A 14,439-nucleotide genomic window follows, 5' to 3' on the forward strand; every position below is an offset into this window, starting at 1 on the left:
GGGCGTTGTAACTCACGAAAGTTCCACCCGATCAGGAGGCCGTCATGGCAAATGCCACCACCAGCCGCGTTGACCAAGACCTGGATGCTCAGAGTCCAGCCGCAGACCTGGTGCGGGTGTACCTCAACGGAATCGGCAAGACAGCGTTGCTGACCGCCGCCGACGAGGTCGAGTTGGCCAAGCGGATCGAGGCGGGGCTGTACGCCCGACATCTCCTCCAGACGCGTAAGCGCTTGGGTGAGAACCGCAAACGCGACCTCGCGGCCGTCGTGCGCGACGGCGAGGCGGCCCGGCGTCACCTCCTCGAAGCCAACCTGCGCCTCGTCGTGTCTCTGGCTAAGCGCTACACGGGCCGCGGGATGCCGCTGCTGGACCTGATCCAGGAAGGCAACCTCGGCCTGATCCGCGCGATGGAGAAGTTCGACTACGCCAAGGGATTCAAGTTCTCCACCTACGCCACCTGGTGGATCCGTCAGGCGATCACCCGGGGCATGGCCGACCAGAGCCGCACCATCAGGCTGCCCGTCCACCTGGTCGAACAGGTCAACAAGCTGGCTCGGATCAAGCGTGAGATGCACCAGCACCTCGGCCGCGAAGCCACCGACGAAGAGCTCGCCGAAGAGTCGGGCATCCCGGTGGAGAAGATCAACGATCTGCTCGAACACAGCCGCGACCCGGTCAGCCTGGACATGCCGGTCGGCAGCGACGAAGAGGCGCCGCTGGGCGACTTCATCGAGGATGCCGAGGCCATGTCCGCCGAGAACGCCGTGATCTCGGAGTTGCTGCACACCGACATCCGCTACGTGCTGGCCACCCTCGACGAACGCGAGCAGCAGGTGATCCGGCTGCGGTTCGGTCTCGACGACGGACAGCCGCGCACCCTCGACCAGATCGGCAAGCTGTTCGGCCTCTCGCGCGAACGCGTCCGCCAGATCGAGCGTGAGGTGATGGCCAAGCTGCGCAACGGCGAGCGGGCCGACCGGCTGCGCTCGTACGCCAGCTGATACTTCACCCAAACGTGGGCCCGCCGACGGCGGGCCCTCGTGCTGTCCGCGCATGTGGCACGCCTCGCCCGACGAAGCGGGCAGTTCAGGGACAAGAAACGGTAGACTCGCGGCGACGGAGGGTGTGCCATGAACGATCTTGTCGATACCACTGAGATGTACCTGCGGACGATCTACGACCTCGAAGAGGAGGGCGTGATCCCACTGCGTGCGCGCATCGCGGAGCGTCTCGAGCAGAGCGGCCCGACCGTCAGCCAGACCGTGTCCCGCATGGAGCGCGACGGACTGCTGCACGTCGCCGGCGACCGCCACCTCGAGCTGACCGAGAAGGGCCGTGCGCTCGCGGTGGCGGTGATGCGCAAGCACCGACTCGCCGAGCGTTTGCTCGTCGATGTGATCGGGCTGCCGTGGGAGGAAGTGCACGCCGAGGCCTGCCGCTGGGAGCACGTGATGAGCGTCGATGTGGAGCGGCGGCTCGTCCAGGTGCTGAACAACCCCACCACCTCGCCGTTCGGCAACCCGATCCCGGGTCTGTCCGAACTCGGTGTCGGCGACCAACTGATCGACGAGGCGTTCAACCTGGTGCGGTTGACCGAGCTGCCGGCCGGGATGCCGGTGGCCGTCGTGGTTCGCCAACTCACCGAACACGTCCAGGGTGACGTCGAGCTGATCGCCCGCCTCAAGGACGCCGGTGTGGTGCCCAACGCCCGCGTCACCGTCGAGGTCAACGACCACGGTGGCGTGAACATCCTCATCCCCGGTCACGAGCAGGTGGATCTGCCGCACGAGATGGCACACGCCGTCAAGGTCGAGAAGGTCTGACCTCACCCCGCCCGGCGTCCGAAGAGACGCCGCGGCGGCAGTTCCACGCCCAGCTGCCGCGCCAGCCGGTACCCGGTCCGCGCGAGCTCGCGGATTCGTTCCGGACGCATCCCGGACTGCAACGCGGTGTCGAGCATGCCGGCCATGGCATGGTCCGGCCGGCATCGCAGCGCTGCGTCCAGCGCGATTCCTGCCAACGGACCGTCCCCGCGGGCGTAGGCCGAGAACGCCAAAAGGACCAGGGCTTCCGCGCGCCAGGGGGCAGGAAGGCGTCGGGCCAGGTCCGCCCAGAGACTCTCGGCCATCCCCGCCTTGTCGCCCACCGCGAGCGCGTAGAGCGGGTCGCGCACCCGGGGATCGGTGAGGGCCCATGCCAACCGTGCCGAATCGGCGTCTCCGAGCGCTTCGCCACCGCCCACCCTGGCGGCGCAGGCCAGCGCGTGTTCGATGTCGGCGCGTGCCTGGGCGGGTGGCCGCGTCGAGGACACGGGACCGGCCCGGCGGATGACGTGTTCCAGTGCGGCGCTGCGCGCGGGATCGGCAACCGCCACCACATCGACCAGATCGGACCGCCGCGCATACAGACGGCGACCGTCGAGTACAGCGGCCACGGCGAGCGGGGACGCGCTGGGGTCCTCGACGACCCCGGATTCGCCGCAACCGTCCGCGCAGTGCCAGCGCGCCCCGGCCTCGACCCGCTCGACGACGTGCACCGCGAACAGCTCCACGTCATGAGCTTCGAGGTGGACCGCGAGCAGTCGGGCGATCTGCCGGTGGTCCTCGGCACACGTGGGGCAGGACGCCCCGGTCTGGTCGACCAGCACGCCGATGGCGCTCTGCGCCCCGGATGCCGCAGCCAGTTCGGCGAGTTGCGGCAGCGAGCCATTCAGGTCGTCGTCGACGTCGGCACGTAGGACCGCACCCATCTCGCCGTCGGCGACGGTGACGAGCACCAGCGATTGTTCGGGGACGAAGCCGAGGACAGCGGGCAGGGCGGCGATCAGGACGCCGGGACGGTCGATCGGGCAGCCGGAGGGCGGTGAAGTGGTCATGGAGCAAACCTCGCAACGGACTCCGACGATTCGTCGACGTCGACACCCATGCGGACCGCAGCTGGGGATCAACGCGGCTCTGGGGATAACCTGCCCCGCCGCCCCGCGAACGTCGTCCGGCGTTTCTGACCTGACGGCGCAGGGTAGACGCACTGGCACCACCGTGGGAATTTCACACCTGTTGTGTACGTTCGACATACTCGATGGCCCGACGACCACGCACGGGCCGCGGGACGGTACAACACAGGTGACGGCAAAGCCCGTCACACCGAAGCGGGCGAGGAGGCGAGCACCATGGGCAATCACGACGATCCAAGTCAGCACTATCAGCCTGAACAGACCGGCATGTACGAACTCGAGTTCCCGTCTCCCCAACTGACCGCAGCCGATGGTCGCGGCCCGGTGCTGATCCACGCGTTGGAGGGCTTCTCCGACGCCGGCCGCGCGATCAAGCTCGCCGCGCAGCACCTGAAGAACTCACTGAACACCGAGCTCGTCGCCTCGTTCGCGATCGACGACCTGCTCGACTACCGGTCCCGTCGCCCCATGATGACGTTCAAGACCGACCATTTCACCGGATACGAAGAGCCCGAACTGAACCTCTATGCGCTGCACGACAGCGTGGGCACCCCGTTCCTGTTGCTGGCCGGACTGGAGCCCGACCTGCGGTGGGAACGCTTCATCACCGCGGTGCGCCTGCTCTCCGAGCGCCTGGGGGTGCGCCGCGTCGTCGGGCTGGGCGCCATCCCGATGGCTGTCCCGCACACCCGTCCCACCACTCTGACCGCGCATTCCAACGACAAGGAACTGATCGCCGACCATCAGCCGTGGGTGGGTGAGGTCCAGGTGCCCAGCAGCGTGTCCAACCTGCTGGAGTTCCGGATGGCCCAGCACGGATACGAGGTCGTCGGATTCACCGTGCACGTGCCGCACTATCTGGCCCAGACCGACTATCCGGCGGCTGCGGAAAGCCTGCTGTCGGAGGTCGCGCGCTCGGCATCGCTGCAGATCCCCACGGCGGATCTGGCCAAGGCGGCCGCCGAACTCTACGAGAAGATCAACGAGCAGGTCGCTGCCAGCCCAGAGGTCGCTCAGGTGGTCGACGCGCTGGAGCGCCAGTACGACGCGTTCGTCGCGGCCCAGGAGAACCGGTCGCTGCTGGCCCGCGACGAGGATCTGCCCAGCGGTGAGGAACTCGGCGCGGAGTTCGAACGGTTCCTCGCTCAACAGAGCGGTGAGAAGTACCGCAAGGATGGGGAGACCGACAGCCCCTGATCCGTCCGGCGGCGGGCGACGCAACCGGGACCCGGGGTGAGGTCAGCGACGTAGCATCGGGACATGGCCATCGATGTGACGGTGCTGCGGGTGTTCACCGACCGGGACGGCAACTTCGGCAATCCGCTCGGCGTAGTGGACTCCGCGACCGTCGACCCCACCGACCGACAACGGATTGCGACCCAATTGGGTTACAGTGAAACGGTTTTCGTGACGGTTCCGGGTGAGCACGGCCACTCCGCACACGCCCATATCCGGCTCTTCGTGAACGAGAGTGCACCGGTTGTTGCGGATATCCGCGCCGATTGGTCGTGTCGGTGAGCTGAGGTGGGCCCTCGGTGGGTGACGATTCGGGTTCCTACACCTTGCCACCAACCACCGCGCCGAGGGGACCCGTGCCTGAGGTTACTGCTTGTCCACCGTCTGTTGTCGCCGACACGATCATGCGCACCATCGAGTTGGGGGTGACGATCACCGACGCCGCCGTCGATGACACCCAGACCACCATCTTTTGTACGCCGGTGGCCCGTGATCCTCGGTGCCCGGATTGCGGCCGTGAGGGCACGTATCGCGACACCGTGGTTCGGCCGTTGACCGACCTGCCGGTGGCCGGCTACCCGCTGGTGTTGCGGGTTGCCGTGCCCCGCTACCGCTGCATCACAGCCGAGTGCGGGCGGGCGGTGTTCAACCAGAACCTCGGCAAGCTCGCCGAGCCGCGCTCGTCAACGACGCGGCGCTGCGCCCGGTATGTGTTGCGGCGGTTGATGATCGACCGCACCACCATCGCCGCGATCGCCGCCGAGCTCGGCCTCAGTTGGCACACCGTGAGCAGCATCGCGATGCGCGCCGTCGCCAGCCTGACCGCCGCCGCCGGAGGCGACCGGCTCGACGGGGTGCGGGTCATCGGGGTCGACGAACACCGCTGGGCGCCCCGACGCCGCGGCACCGAAGGGTTCGTCACGCTGATCATCGACCTCACCCCGGTCCACGACGGCACCGGGCCCGCTCGGCTACTCGACCTGGTAGAAGGCCGCTCGGCGGCAGCACTGACCAGCTGGCTTGATGAGCAGCCACCGGCATTCCGCGAGCAGGTCGAGGTCATCGCGATGGACGGCTTCGGCGGCTACAAGACCGCCGCCACCGAAGTGTTGCCCGACGCGACCGCGGTGATGGACCCCTTCCACGTCGTTGCGCTGGCCGGCGCCAAGCTCGACTTGACCCGTCAACGCATCCAACAGGCCACCTGTGGTCATCGTGGCCGCAGCGGGGATCCGCTCTACGGGGTGCGACGCACCCTGCGCACCCGGCTGCCGTTGCTCACCGGCCGCCAACGGGCACGACTGGAAGCGGTGTTCGCCGACGAGGACCATCTCGCGGTCATGGTGACCTGGAGTGTGTATCAGCGCATTATCGCCGCTTACGGCCACCCCGACCGGCGTCGCGGCAAGACCATGATGACCGCGGTCATCGACTCACTACGCCGCGGCGTGCCCGCCGTGCTCGACGAACTGACCCAGCTCGGCCGCACCCTGCACCGGCGCCGCGTCGACATCCTGGCGTTCTTCGATCACCACACCTCCAACGGGCCCACCGAAGCCATCAACGGACGCCTGGAAGCCCTACGGCGCAATGCCCTCGGATTCCGAAACCTCAGCCACTACCGTTGGCGCTCACTGCTCCACAGCGGCGCACTCCACACACTGGTGAATGCACTCTGAATTACGAAGAGCCCCATATCCACACCCCGACCACCGAGCTGCCCTTCGCGGGCCACCCGACGGTCGGCGCCGCGTGGTGGCTGAGGGACCGCGGCGCACCGGTCAAGACCCTTCAGGTGCCGGCCGGTGTCGTGCAGGTCGGCTACCGTGACGACGTGACGTCGGTCAGTGCCCGCGCCGCCTGGGCACCCGATTTCGTCATCCACGAGATCGCAAGCCTCGACGAACTTGCTGCCGCCGACCCGGACGACTACGGCGACGACGTCGAACACTATCTGTGGACATGGGCCGACGAGGCGTCGAACACCATTCGCTCCCGAATGTTCGCTCCGCACCTCGGGATTCGTGAGGACGAGGCCACGGGCGCGGCCGCGGTACGCATCACCGAGTACCTGAGTCGCGACCTGACCATCGTGCAGGGACGAGGTTCGGTCATCCACACGACATGGAGTCCGGAAGGCTGGGTGGAAGTCGCCGGCCGTGTCGCCGACGACGGGGTGCGCCGGATCGACTGAGCGGCGGCGAACTCAGCTCTGCGTGGACACTTCGCGGTGGGCCCGCAGCGCCTGGATCTCGCGCTCGAAGTCCTCGGCCGACGAGAAGGAGCGGTACACCGAGGCGAACCGCAGATAGGCAACCTCGTCAAGGTCTCGCAACGGTCCGAGGATCGCCAGCCCCACCTCGTGGCTGGGGACCTCCGGAGACCCGGTGGCGCGCACCGCGTCTTCGACTTTCTGCGCCAACTGGTTCAACGCGTCGTCGTCGACCTGCCGACCCTGACAGGCGCGCCGGACCCCTTTGATGACCTTCTCGCGACTGAAGGGTTCGGTGACTCCGCTGCGTTTGACCACGGCGAGCACCGCGGACTCCACGGTGGTGAACCGCCGGCCGCATTCCGGACAGGAGCGGCGGCGACGGATGGCCTGCCCCTCATCGGTCTCTCGGGAATCGACGACGCGGGAATCAGGATGCCGGCAGAAAGGACAGTGCACGTCCACTCCTTCGCCGCATCGACAGAACGCTTCGAACGTTCTCGAGCCTACCTGCGCGACGCCGCGACGCCCTGACGCCAGTCCGATCGGCACATGTCGTTTCATCGTCGGGGGTCAGGCGACGGGCGCGATCAACGTCTGGCCCGCATTCAGGGCGACGGTCTCGAGTTGATTCAGTTCGCGAATCTTCGCCACGACGTCGGCCACGGGCGCCTCGGGCGCAACCCGGCGGGCCACGTGCTGGAGCGACTCGCCGGCCTGCACCTGGACCACCGCCAGTTGTGTCGGCACCGCGGCCTGGGCGCCCTGTACCCCGCCGACCTGAGCCACCAGCCCCAACCACACGGTGATGGCCGCCGCCACGAGGGCCAGCATCACGGTGGTGGCCGGGGTGATGGGCCGGCGACGGTGCGGGGCGCGGGACACCGCGACGCCGGTGCCGCGATGACGGATGGGGGCCACCGCAGGGCGGCGCGACCCCGACGGGGCCGTCGTCGCCGGCACTCTGGCCGGACGTGCCCGCCTGGTCCGGGTCCCGCGCTCCCACCCGGCCTCGGTGATCTCGCCCCACGTTTCGGGTGTGTAGATGACCGTCATGTCGCCCCGCCTCTCGTTCTGCTTTCGCCTGTGTGTTCGAACTGTAGTCGACCATGTGTTCGATTGATAGAACATGTGATCGAACTGTTGCAGACGCTAACGGAGCCCACTGACAAGTCCGGGCGGACCGAAACGATGCCGACACGCGGTCGAACACATGTTTGATCGTGTCCGGACTCTGGGATACATTCGGACACATGAGCGATGACAGCAGCGACACCACGGCCGGCTCCGCCACCAGCACCGCCGGTGATCGCAGGTCAGGCCTGACCGAGCGCCAGCGCACCATCCTCGAGGTGATCCGAGAGTCGGTCACCAGTCGCGGCTATCCCCCGAGCATCCGGGAGATCGGGGACGCGGTAGGGCTGACCTCGACGTCGTCGGTGGCCCATCAGCTGCGCACCCTCGAACGTAAGGGCTATCTGCGCCGGGACCCGAACCGTCCGCGCGCGGTGGACGTACGCGGACTCGAGGAGACCGCCGCGGCGGCCGTGCCCGCCACCGAGGTCAGCGGTTCCGACGTGCTGCCCGAGCCCACGTTCGTCCCGGTCCTCGGTCGGATCGCAGCCGGCGGTCCCATCCTGGCCGAGGAAGCTGTCGAGGACGTGTTCCCGCTCCCCCGCGAGCTCGTCGGCGAGGGGTCGCTGTTCCTTCTCAAGGTCGTCGGCGAATCGATGATCGACGCGGCGATCTGCGACGGGGACTGGGTCGTGGTCCGTCAGCAGAACGTCGCCGACAACGGCGACATCGTCGCCGCCATGATCGACGGGGAGGCCACGGTGAAGACGTTCAAGCGCACGCGTGGCCAGGTCTGGCTGATGCCGCACAACCCGGCGTTCGATCCGATCCCCGGCAACGATGCCGCCATTCTCGGCAAGGTGGTCACCGTCATCCGCAAGGTGTGACCGGCCGCCGCGTCGCGGCAAGGCTAGCGACTGCGCACGAATCCGTTCGTGATCGCCATCTCCTCGCTGGCGAACCACAACTCGGCAGGCGCGTCGGCGTAGTCCCCGTCCTCGGGGGTCCAGTACAACCCTGAGCGGGTATCGGCTTTGACCGGGTAACCCTCGGGCACCTCACGCGGATCGTCGAGGGGCATGTGCACCGCGGTACCGCCCGGAGTCGGCTCGTCATCGTCGATGCGAGCGTGGCGGCCGGTGTCGGTCATTGCGTCCCTTTCGGCGTTGGGTCCCACGGGCACGGCGGTCACCAGAGGTTCTCGGTCCGCCTCGACCAGCGGTTCGTCGTCGTAGTAGTCGTCGTAGTCGTCCGGCTCGCCGGACTCGTCGTAGTCCTCGATCTCCTCGGCCGTCGGGATCCGGGTCGGTGTCGTGTCGACGGCGTCGGGATCTTCCTCGAAGGCACCGAGATCCGACTCGTCGTCACGAGCAGCGCCGTCGAAACCCTCGGGGTCCCGCGGTTCTTCGGGTACGGACGGCACCCCCCAGAAGCTCAGCGGTGTCGGCTCCACGTCCTCGGAGATCGCAGAGGATGCCGACGGTTCCGGTGGTGTCGCCGTCGCGACCGCGCTCAGACCCTCGCGGGCGTAGCGGTCACCGAACAACTCGTCCTCGTCGTCGGAACCCGCGCCGTACCCCCCGGAGTCCGCGCCGGCGCCGAACGAGCTGCGCGGCGTGTCGTATCCGTCGTCATAGCCTGCGTCGGGCCCGAACGGGTCGTCGCCCGCGCCGCCGCGGTTGCGCAGCACCACGAAGCCGACGACCCCGACGAGCGCGAGCAGTGCCACGATGGCCACCAGCCACCACCACGACCACTGCAACCCGGTGCCCTCGTCGTCGGCGGTCTCGGCCTGCGGCGAGGCCGGGGTGGCCGGCGGGGTCTGCTGCGCGGGCACCTCCAGCCCGGCCAGTTCCGCGGTCAGATTCCCGGGTTCAGCGGTGAACTTCCGGCTCGCGGTGTCATAGGTGATGGCGCCGTTGCTGAACCGCTGGGTGATGACGTTGCCGTCCTGGGACTGATCCGCCACAGGAGCGCCGAGCGCACCGGCAGCGCCGCCGAGCTTGTCCCACGCGGCTCTCATGGCGCCGCGCACGATCACCGCTCCGTGGTCGGGTGTCCAGAAGATCACCGGGTTGTCCGCGGCGGCGAAGGTGCCCATCCGGCTGGGCGCGATGCCGCCGTCGGATTCGCTGCTGGTCGGGAACCCGAGATCGCCCTCGGGACCGCCGACGCTCTCGTATTTCTCGAGCACCTGCCCGGTGACGACATTGGCGCCGGTTTCGGGACTGTAGAAGATCTTGCCGTTGACGAAGTCCTGGCCGAGCCCGTCGTCACCGATCGGGTAGGGCTCGCCCTCGGCGGCACCCAGCGGACCGAGCGCACCACCGGCGGCGCGGCGGGCGGCGTTGATGGCCGAGACCGGGTCGTCAGGTACCGACAGGTCGGTCAACTGGCCTGCGAGTTCGGGCGGAACCGTGGTGAACGTCTTGGTGGCGGAGTCGTAGGACAGTTCACCTCCGGTGAACCTCTGCCGGACCACCGAGCCGTCGTAGGTCTCGTCGTCGGCCGGGACACCGAGCACCCCCGAGGACCCGCCGAGACGGTCCCAGGCGGCGTTGATGGGACCGCGGACGACCCGCGCACCTGTGGCGGGTGTCCAGAAGATCACCGGGTTGTCGGCTGCGCTGAACGTGCTGTTGCGGCTGCCTTCGGCACGGCCGGGACCTTCGTCGATCTTCGGGAAGCCCAGGTCGCTGTCCGCGGGACCGCCGAGGGCCTCGTACTTCTCCAGGATCGCGCCCTGCATGAAATGGGCGCCGGTGTCCGGGCTGAAGAACATCTTGCCCGCTGCGAAGTTCTGCGCGAAGCCCTCGCCGACGGGGTACACGTCGCCGGAACGGGGTCCCAGCGGACCGGCGTCTCCCCCGGTGGCCTCCCATGCCGCGGTGATGGCGCCGCCGGCCTCCACCTCCGGTTGTGCAGTCGCGACAGGCGCCAGCAGGAACGCCGTGGCGAGTCCCAGCAGCCCGATCGTCAGACGACCGACCCCACGTTTGCGCAGCATGTGCTGCCGGATCATTCATCCTCCCCGCGGTCGGCGATTCGGTCCTGCGAAGTTACCGCGTGCTCTCACTCTGCTTGAGAGGGCCTCGATAACCAAGGAACCTCGCCGGTTCACCCAAAGATTATGCGCCGGTCACCGGACTGTGACCTGCCTGTAGTGGTCACTAGACTCCCCGGATGCCCACCCCGCGCAGTCTGACCCATTGGGGTGCGTTCGCAGCGACGGTCGCCGACGGCGACATCACCGCCGTCGCTCCGTGGGGTTCCGACGACCCGTCACCGGCCCTGGGCAACCTCCCCGGCTCGGTGCGTCACACCTCCCGCGTCACCGGTCCGGCAGTGCGCCGGGGCTGGCTCGACGACGGTCCGGGACCGAGCGAGTGCCGCGGAGCCGACGAGTTCGTCGCGGTGTCGTGGGAGGAACTCGAGGACCTGCTCGCCGCCGAGCTGCGCCGGGTCATCGACCGGTACGGCAACCAGGCCGTCTTCGGCGGGTCGTACGGATGGTCGAGCGCCGGTCGGTTCCATCACGCCCAGAGCCAGGTGCACCGCTTCCTCAACTGCCTCGGCGGCTACACCTTCTCCCGGCACTCCTACAGTCTGGGCGCCACCGGGGTGATCATGCCGCGGGTGGTCGGCACCCACGACGACCTGTTCAAGCGCTCCACGCAGTGGGACGTCATCGTCGACCACACCGACCTGATGGTCTGCTTCGGCGGCGTCGCGCTCAAGAACACCGGCGTCAACCACGGCGGCACCACGGCCCATCCGGCTCGTGCCGCCCTGGGGCGGTTCCTCGATCGCGGCGGCCAGGTGGTCTCGGTGTCGCCGTTGCGCGACGACTTCACCGGACCGTGCCGGTGGTGGCCGGTCAAGCCGGGCACCGATGTCGCCGTCATGCTCGGCCTGGCCCATGTGCTGGCCACCGAGTCTTTGGCCGACGAGGATTTCCTGGAATCGCACTGCACCGGCTACCGGCGGTTCGAGCGCTACCTGCTCGGCGCCGACGACGGGGTCGCGAAGACGCCGCAGTGGGCGGCCGGGATCAGCGGTCTGGACGCCGACGATCTGGTCGCGCTGGCGCGCCAGATGGCGGCGTCGCGCACGCTGGTCACCGTCAGTTGGTCGCTGCAGCGTGCCCGTCACGGCGAGCAGGCCCCGTGGATGGGCCTGACGCTGGCCGCGATGCTGGGTCAGATCGGCCTGCCCGGCGGCGGCTTCGGACACGGCTACGGCTCGATGAACGAGCCGGGTCTGGCACCGCTGCGGTGCGGGTTGCCGCGGTTGCCGCAGGGGGTCAATCCGGTGCCGTCGTTCATCCCTGTGGCCGCGATCAGCGACCTGCTGCTGCAGCCGGGGCAGCCGTTCGACTACAACGGCGAACGCCTGACCTACCCCGACATCAGATTGGTGTACTGGGCCGGCGGCAACCCGTTTCACCATCACCAGAACCTGCCGCGGCTGCGGCGGGCGCTGCACCGGCCCGACACGGTCGTGGTGCACGATCCGTACTGGACCGCGATGGCGCGGCACGCCGACATCGTCGTGCCGTCGACGACGTTCGCCGAGCGCGACGACCTGTCCGGTTCCCGCAACGACCCCGTGCTGATGGCGATGCCCCGACTGGTGCCGCCCTACGCACAGGCCCGCGACGACTACGACACCTTCGCCGCGCTGGCCCACCGGCTCGGGGTGGGCGCCGAGTTCACCGAAGGCCGCACATCGGCGCAGTGGCTGGCCCACATGTACGACTCATGGTCGCGGACACTCGATTTCGCGGTGCCCACCTTCGAGGAGTTCTGGCGCCAGGGACATCTGCGCCTGCCCACCGAAACCGGGTTGACGTTGCTGGCCGACTTCCGGCGTGACCCGCACGGGCACCGCCTGGCAACGCCGAGTGGGCGCATCGAGATCTTCTCCGCCGAGATCGACGCGTTCGGATACGACGACTGCGCCGGGCACCCGAAGTGGTTCGAACCGGCCGAATGGCTCGACGCACCCTCGGCGCAGCGCTATCCGCTGCACCTTCTGGCCAACCAGCCGGCGGTGCGGCTGCACAGTCAACTCGACGGCGGGGCGACCAGCCGACGCTCGAAAGTGGCGGGCCGCGAACCGATCCGGATGAACCCGGCCGATGCCCGCGCGCGCGGCCTCACCGACGGGGACGTGGTGCGGGTGTTCAACGACCGAGGGGCCTGCCTGGCCGGTGTGGTCGTCGACGACGCGGTGCACGCCCGGGTGGTCCAGTTGTCCACCGGCGCGTGGTTCGACCCGGCCGATCCGGCCGATCCCGATGCGATGTGTGTGCACGGCAACCCGAACGTGCTCACCGACGACGCCGGGACCTCGTCGCTGGCCCGGGGCTGCAGCGGGGCACACACGCTGGTGGAGGTGGAGAGGTTCACCGGTGACGCGCCATCGGTGCGCGCGTTTCAGCCGCCCGCGTTGGTGGCCCGCTGAGCGGGGCGACGCGGCCGGCGGCGCCGCGGGCGCTGCTGGTTGGCCGGGGCGCGGCCGCGCTCGGGGGCACGTGCTGCGGGGGTCGCGGTCGGCTGGGGAGCGCGGCGCAGCGGTGCAAGCTCACCGACGAGGGCGTGCACTTCGTCGGAATCGGCGTGAACGTCGGTGGGGCGCACGGTGATTCCGGCGCGTTTGAGGAGCTGCTGGGTGTCGCGACGCTGCTCGGGCAGGACCACGGTGACGACGTCGCCGTCGCTGCCGGCCCGCGCGGTACGTCCCGACCGGTGCAGATAAGCCTTGTGTTCCATGGGCGGATCGACGTGGACGACCAGTTCCACGTTGTCGACGTGCACGCCGCGGGCGGCGATGTCGGTGGCCACCAGCACGCGGGCCGAACCGTCGGCGAACGCGGCGAGATTGCGCTCGCGTGCCGGTTGGCTCAGGTTGCCGTGCAGGTCGACTGACGGTACGCCGGCCTCGGTGAGCTGCTTGGCAAGCTTGCGCGCCTGATGTTTGGTGCGCATGAACAGGATTCGCCGCCCGGTGCCGGAGGCCAGCCGGTGCACCAGGGCCTTCTTCTCCGAGGTGCCGTTGACGTGGAACACGTGGTGGGTCATCTGCACCGGCGCCGCGTCGACCTCGTCGACCGAATGCAGCACGGGGTCGTGCAGGAAGCGGCGCACCAGTTTGTCGACGCCGTTGTCCAGCGTCGCGGAGAAGAGAAGCCGCTGACCGTCGGCGGGTGTCGCCGACAGGATGCGCGTCACACCGGGCAGGAACCCGAGGTCGGCCATGTGGTCGGCCTCGTCGAGCACGCTCACCGCGACCCCGTCGAGACGGATGAGCTTCTGCCCCATCAGGTCTTCCAACCGACCCGGGCAGGCCACCACGATGTCGACGCCGGCGCGCAGCGCGTCGACCTGACGCTTCTGGGAGACTCCGCCGTAGATCGTGGTGACCCGCAGCCCGCAGGCCTGCGCCAGCGGTTCCAGGGTCGCGGTGATCTGGGTGGCCAGTTCCCGGGTGGGGGCGAGCACCAGTCCGGTCGGTCGCGACGGTTGGCGCCGTTGCCCGGTCAGCGCGGCGACCAGCGGCAGCGAGAACGCGAGCGTCTTGCCGCTGCCGGTCTTTCCGCGACCTAGCACGTCGCGCCCGGCCAGGGCGTCGGGCAGCGTCGCGGTCTGGATCGGGAACGGCGCGGTGATGCCGCGCGCGGTCACCGCGGTCACCAGCGGTGCGGGCACGCCGAGGTCAGCGAAGGACAACGAGGACACAGAGGTGGTCATGAACGATCTTTCTGTCAGTGCCGTTTCGGGCGGTGTGTGCCCGAGCGACCGCGACAGGAAGTCCAGCGGTGATGCGCACACGGTGGCGGCTTCCACGAGGTGGTCGACGCCGTGATGGATGGTCTGAGTCGGCAGGAAAGCGGGAACATGTCCGCGGCCGACGCTCACAAAGCCTAGCGCACCAGGCCGGTATGAGCGTATTCGTACAG

General features: G+C 68.7%; 11 protein-coding genes and 2 pseudogenes. 8 read left to right on the plus strand and 5 right to left on the minus strand.

Going from position 1 to position 14,439, the window contains the following annotated elements:
• Positions 1-44 precede the first annotated feature (44 nt).
• Positions 45-1,004 (plus strand): sigma-70 family RNA polymerase sigma factor SigB, encoded by a 960-nt coding sequence (sigB, locus tag ACAG25_RS15625; RefSeq protein ID WP_370489375.1) that lies wholly within the window; start codon positions 45-47, stop codon positions 1,002-1,004.
• Between the two features lie 129 nt (positions 1,005-1,133).
• On the plus strand, positions 1,134-1,826 hold the full coding sequence (locus ACAG25_RS15630) for an iron dependent repressor, metal binding and dimerization domain protein (protein ID WP_370489376.1): 693 nt from the start codon (positions 1,134-1,136) through the stop codon (positions 1,824-1,826).
• Between the two features lie 2 nt (positions 1,827-1,828).
• Here the strand turns inward: ACAG25_RS15630 and ACAG25_RS15635 are convergent, their stop codons facing one another.
• Positions 1,829-2,878, minus strand: coding sequence for a DUF4192 domain-containing protein (locus ACAG25_RS15635; protein WP_370489377.1), 1,050 nt, complete (start codon positions 2,876-2,878; stop codon positions 1,829-1,831).
• A gap of 294 nt (positions 2,879-3,172) precedes the next feature.
• Here ACAG25_RS15635 and ACAG25_RS15640 point away from each other — a divergent pair, with 294 nt between their 5' ends.
• The 4 genes and pseudogenes from ACAG25_RS15640 to ACAG25_RS15655 all read left to right on the plus strand — a co-directional run.
• Positions 3,173-4,153 carry a proteasome assembly chaperone family protein gene (locus ACAG25_RS15640; protein ID WP_370489378.1) on the plus strand — a complete coding sequence of 327 codons (981 nt, stop codon included), beginning with the start codon at positions 3,173-3,175 and terminating at the stop codon, positions 4,151-4,153.
• A gap of 63 nt (positions 4,154-4,216) precedes the next feature.
• Positions 4,217-4,408, plus strand: a pseudogene (locus ACAG25_RS15645) (PhzF family phenazine biosynthesis protein); the annotation flags it as partial.
• Between the two features lie 188 nt (positions 4,409-4,596).
• Positions 4,597-5,871: an ISL3 family transposase gene (locus ACAG25_RS15650; RefSeq protein WP_370489379.1), complete on the plus strand. Its 1,275-nt coding sequence runs from the start codon at positions 4,597-4,599 to the stop codon at positions 5,869-5,871.
• A 17-nt stretch (positions 5,872-5,888) separates the two neighbouring features.
• Positions 5,889-6,386, plus strand: a pseudogene (locus tag ACAG25_RS15655) (PhzF family phenazine biosynthesis protein); the annotation flags it as partial.
• A 12-nt stretch (positions 6,387-6,398) separates the two neighbouring features.
• Here the strand turns inward: ACAG25_RS15655 and nrdR are convergent.
• The gene (nrdR, locus tag ACAG25_RS15660; protein WP_370489380.1) at positions 6,399-6,863 is read right to left on the minus strand and encodes a transcriptional regulator NrdR; all 465 of its coding nucleotides are present in this window, start codon (positions 6,861-6,863) and stop codon (positions 6,399-6,401) included.
• 114 nt (positions 6,864-6,977) lie between these two features.
• Positions 6,978-7,460: a LysM peptidoglycan-binding domain-containing protein gene (locus tag ACAG25_RS15665; RefSeq protein ID WP_370489381.1), complete on the minus strand. Its 483-nt coding sequence runs from the start codon at positions 7,458-7,460 to the stop codon at positions 6,978-6,980.
• Positions 7,461-7,657: 197 nt separating this feature from the next.
• On the opposite strand from ACAG25_RS15665, the gene lexA reads away from it, so the two are divergent.
• Positions 7,658-8,365, plus strand: a complete 708-nt coding sequence (gene lexA / locus ACAG25_RS15670; RefSeq protein ID WP_370489382.1) for a transcriptional repressor LexA — start codon at positions 7,658-7,660, stop codon at positions 8,363-8,365.
• A 23-nt stretch (positions 8,366-8,388) separates the two neighbouring features.
• On the opposite strand, the gene ACAG25_RS15675 is transcribed toward lexA, so the two are convergent.
• Entirely contained in the window at positions 8,389-10,500 is a 2,112-nt protein-coding gene (locus tag ACAG25_RS15675; RefSeq protein ID WP_370489383.1) for an LGFP repeat-containing protein, read from the minus strand.
• Positions 10,501-10,661: 161 nt separating this feature from the next.
• Between ACAG25_RS15675 and ACAG25_RS15680 the strand changes: the two genes are divergently transcribed.
• On the plus strand, positions 10,662-12,944 hold the full coding sequence (locus ACAG25_RS15680; protein WP_370489384.1) for a molybdopterin guanine dinucleotide-containing S/N-oxide reductase: 2,283 nt from the start codon (positions 10,662-10,664) through the stop codon (positions 12,942-12,944).
• Here ACAG25_RS15680 and ACAG25_RS15685 read toward each other — a convergent pair.
• Positions 12,917-14,230 (minus strand): DEAD/DEAH box helicase, encoded by a 1,314-nt coding sequence (locus ACAG25_RS15685; protein WP_370489385.1) that lies wholly within the window; start codon positions 14,228-14,230, stop codon positions 12,917-12,919. The two genes, ACAG25_RS15680 and ACAG25_RS15685, sit on opposite strands and share 28 nt — an antisense overlap.
• Positions 14,231-14,439: the final 209 nt, after the last annotated feature.

Source organism: Mycobacterium sp. pV006, from assembly GCF_041287115.1.
Taxonomy (GTDB): domain Bacteria; phylum Actinomycetota; class Actinomycetes; order Mycobacteriales; family Mycobacteriaceae; genus Mycobacterium.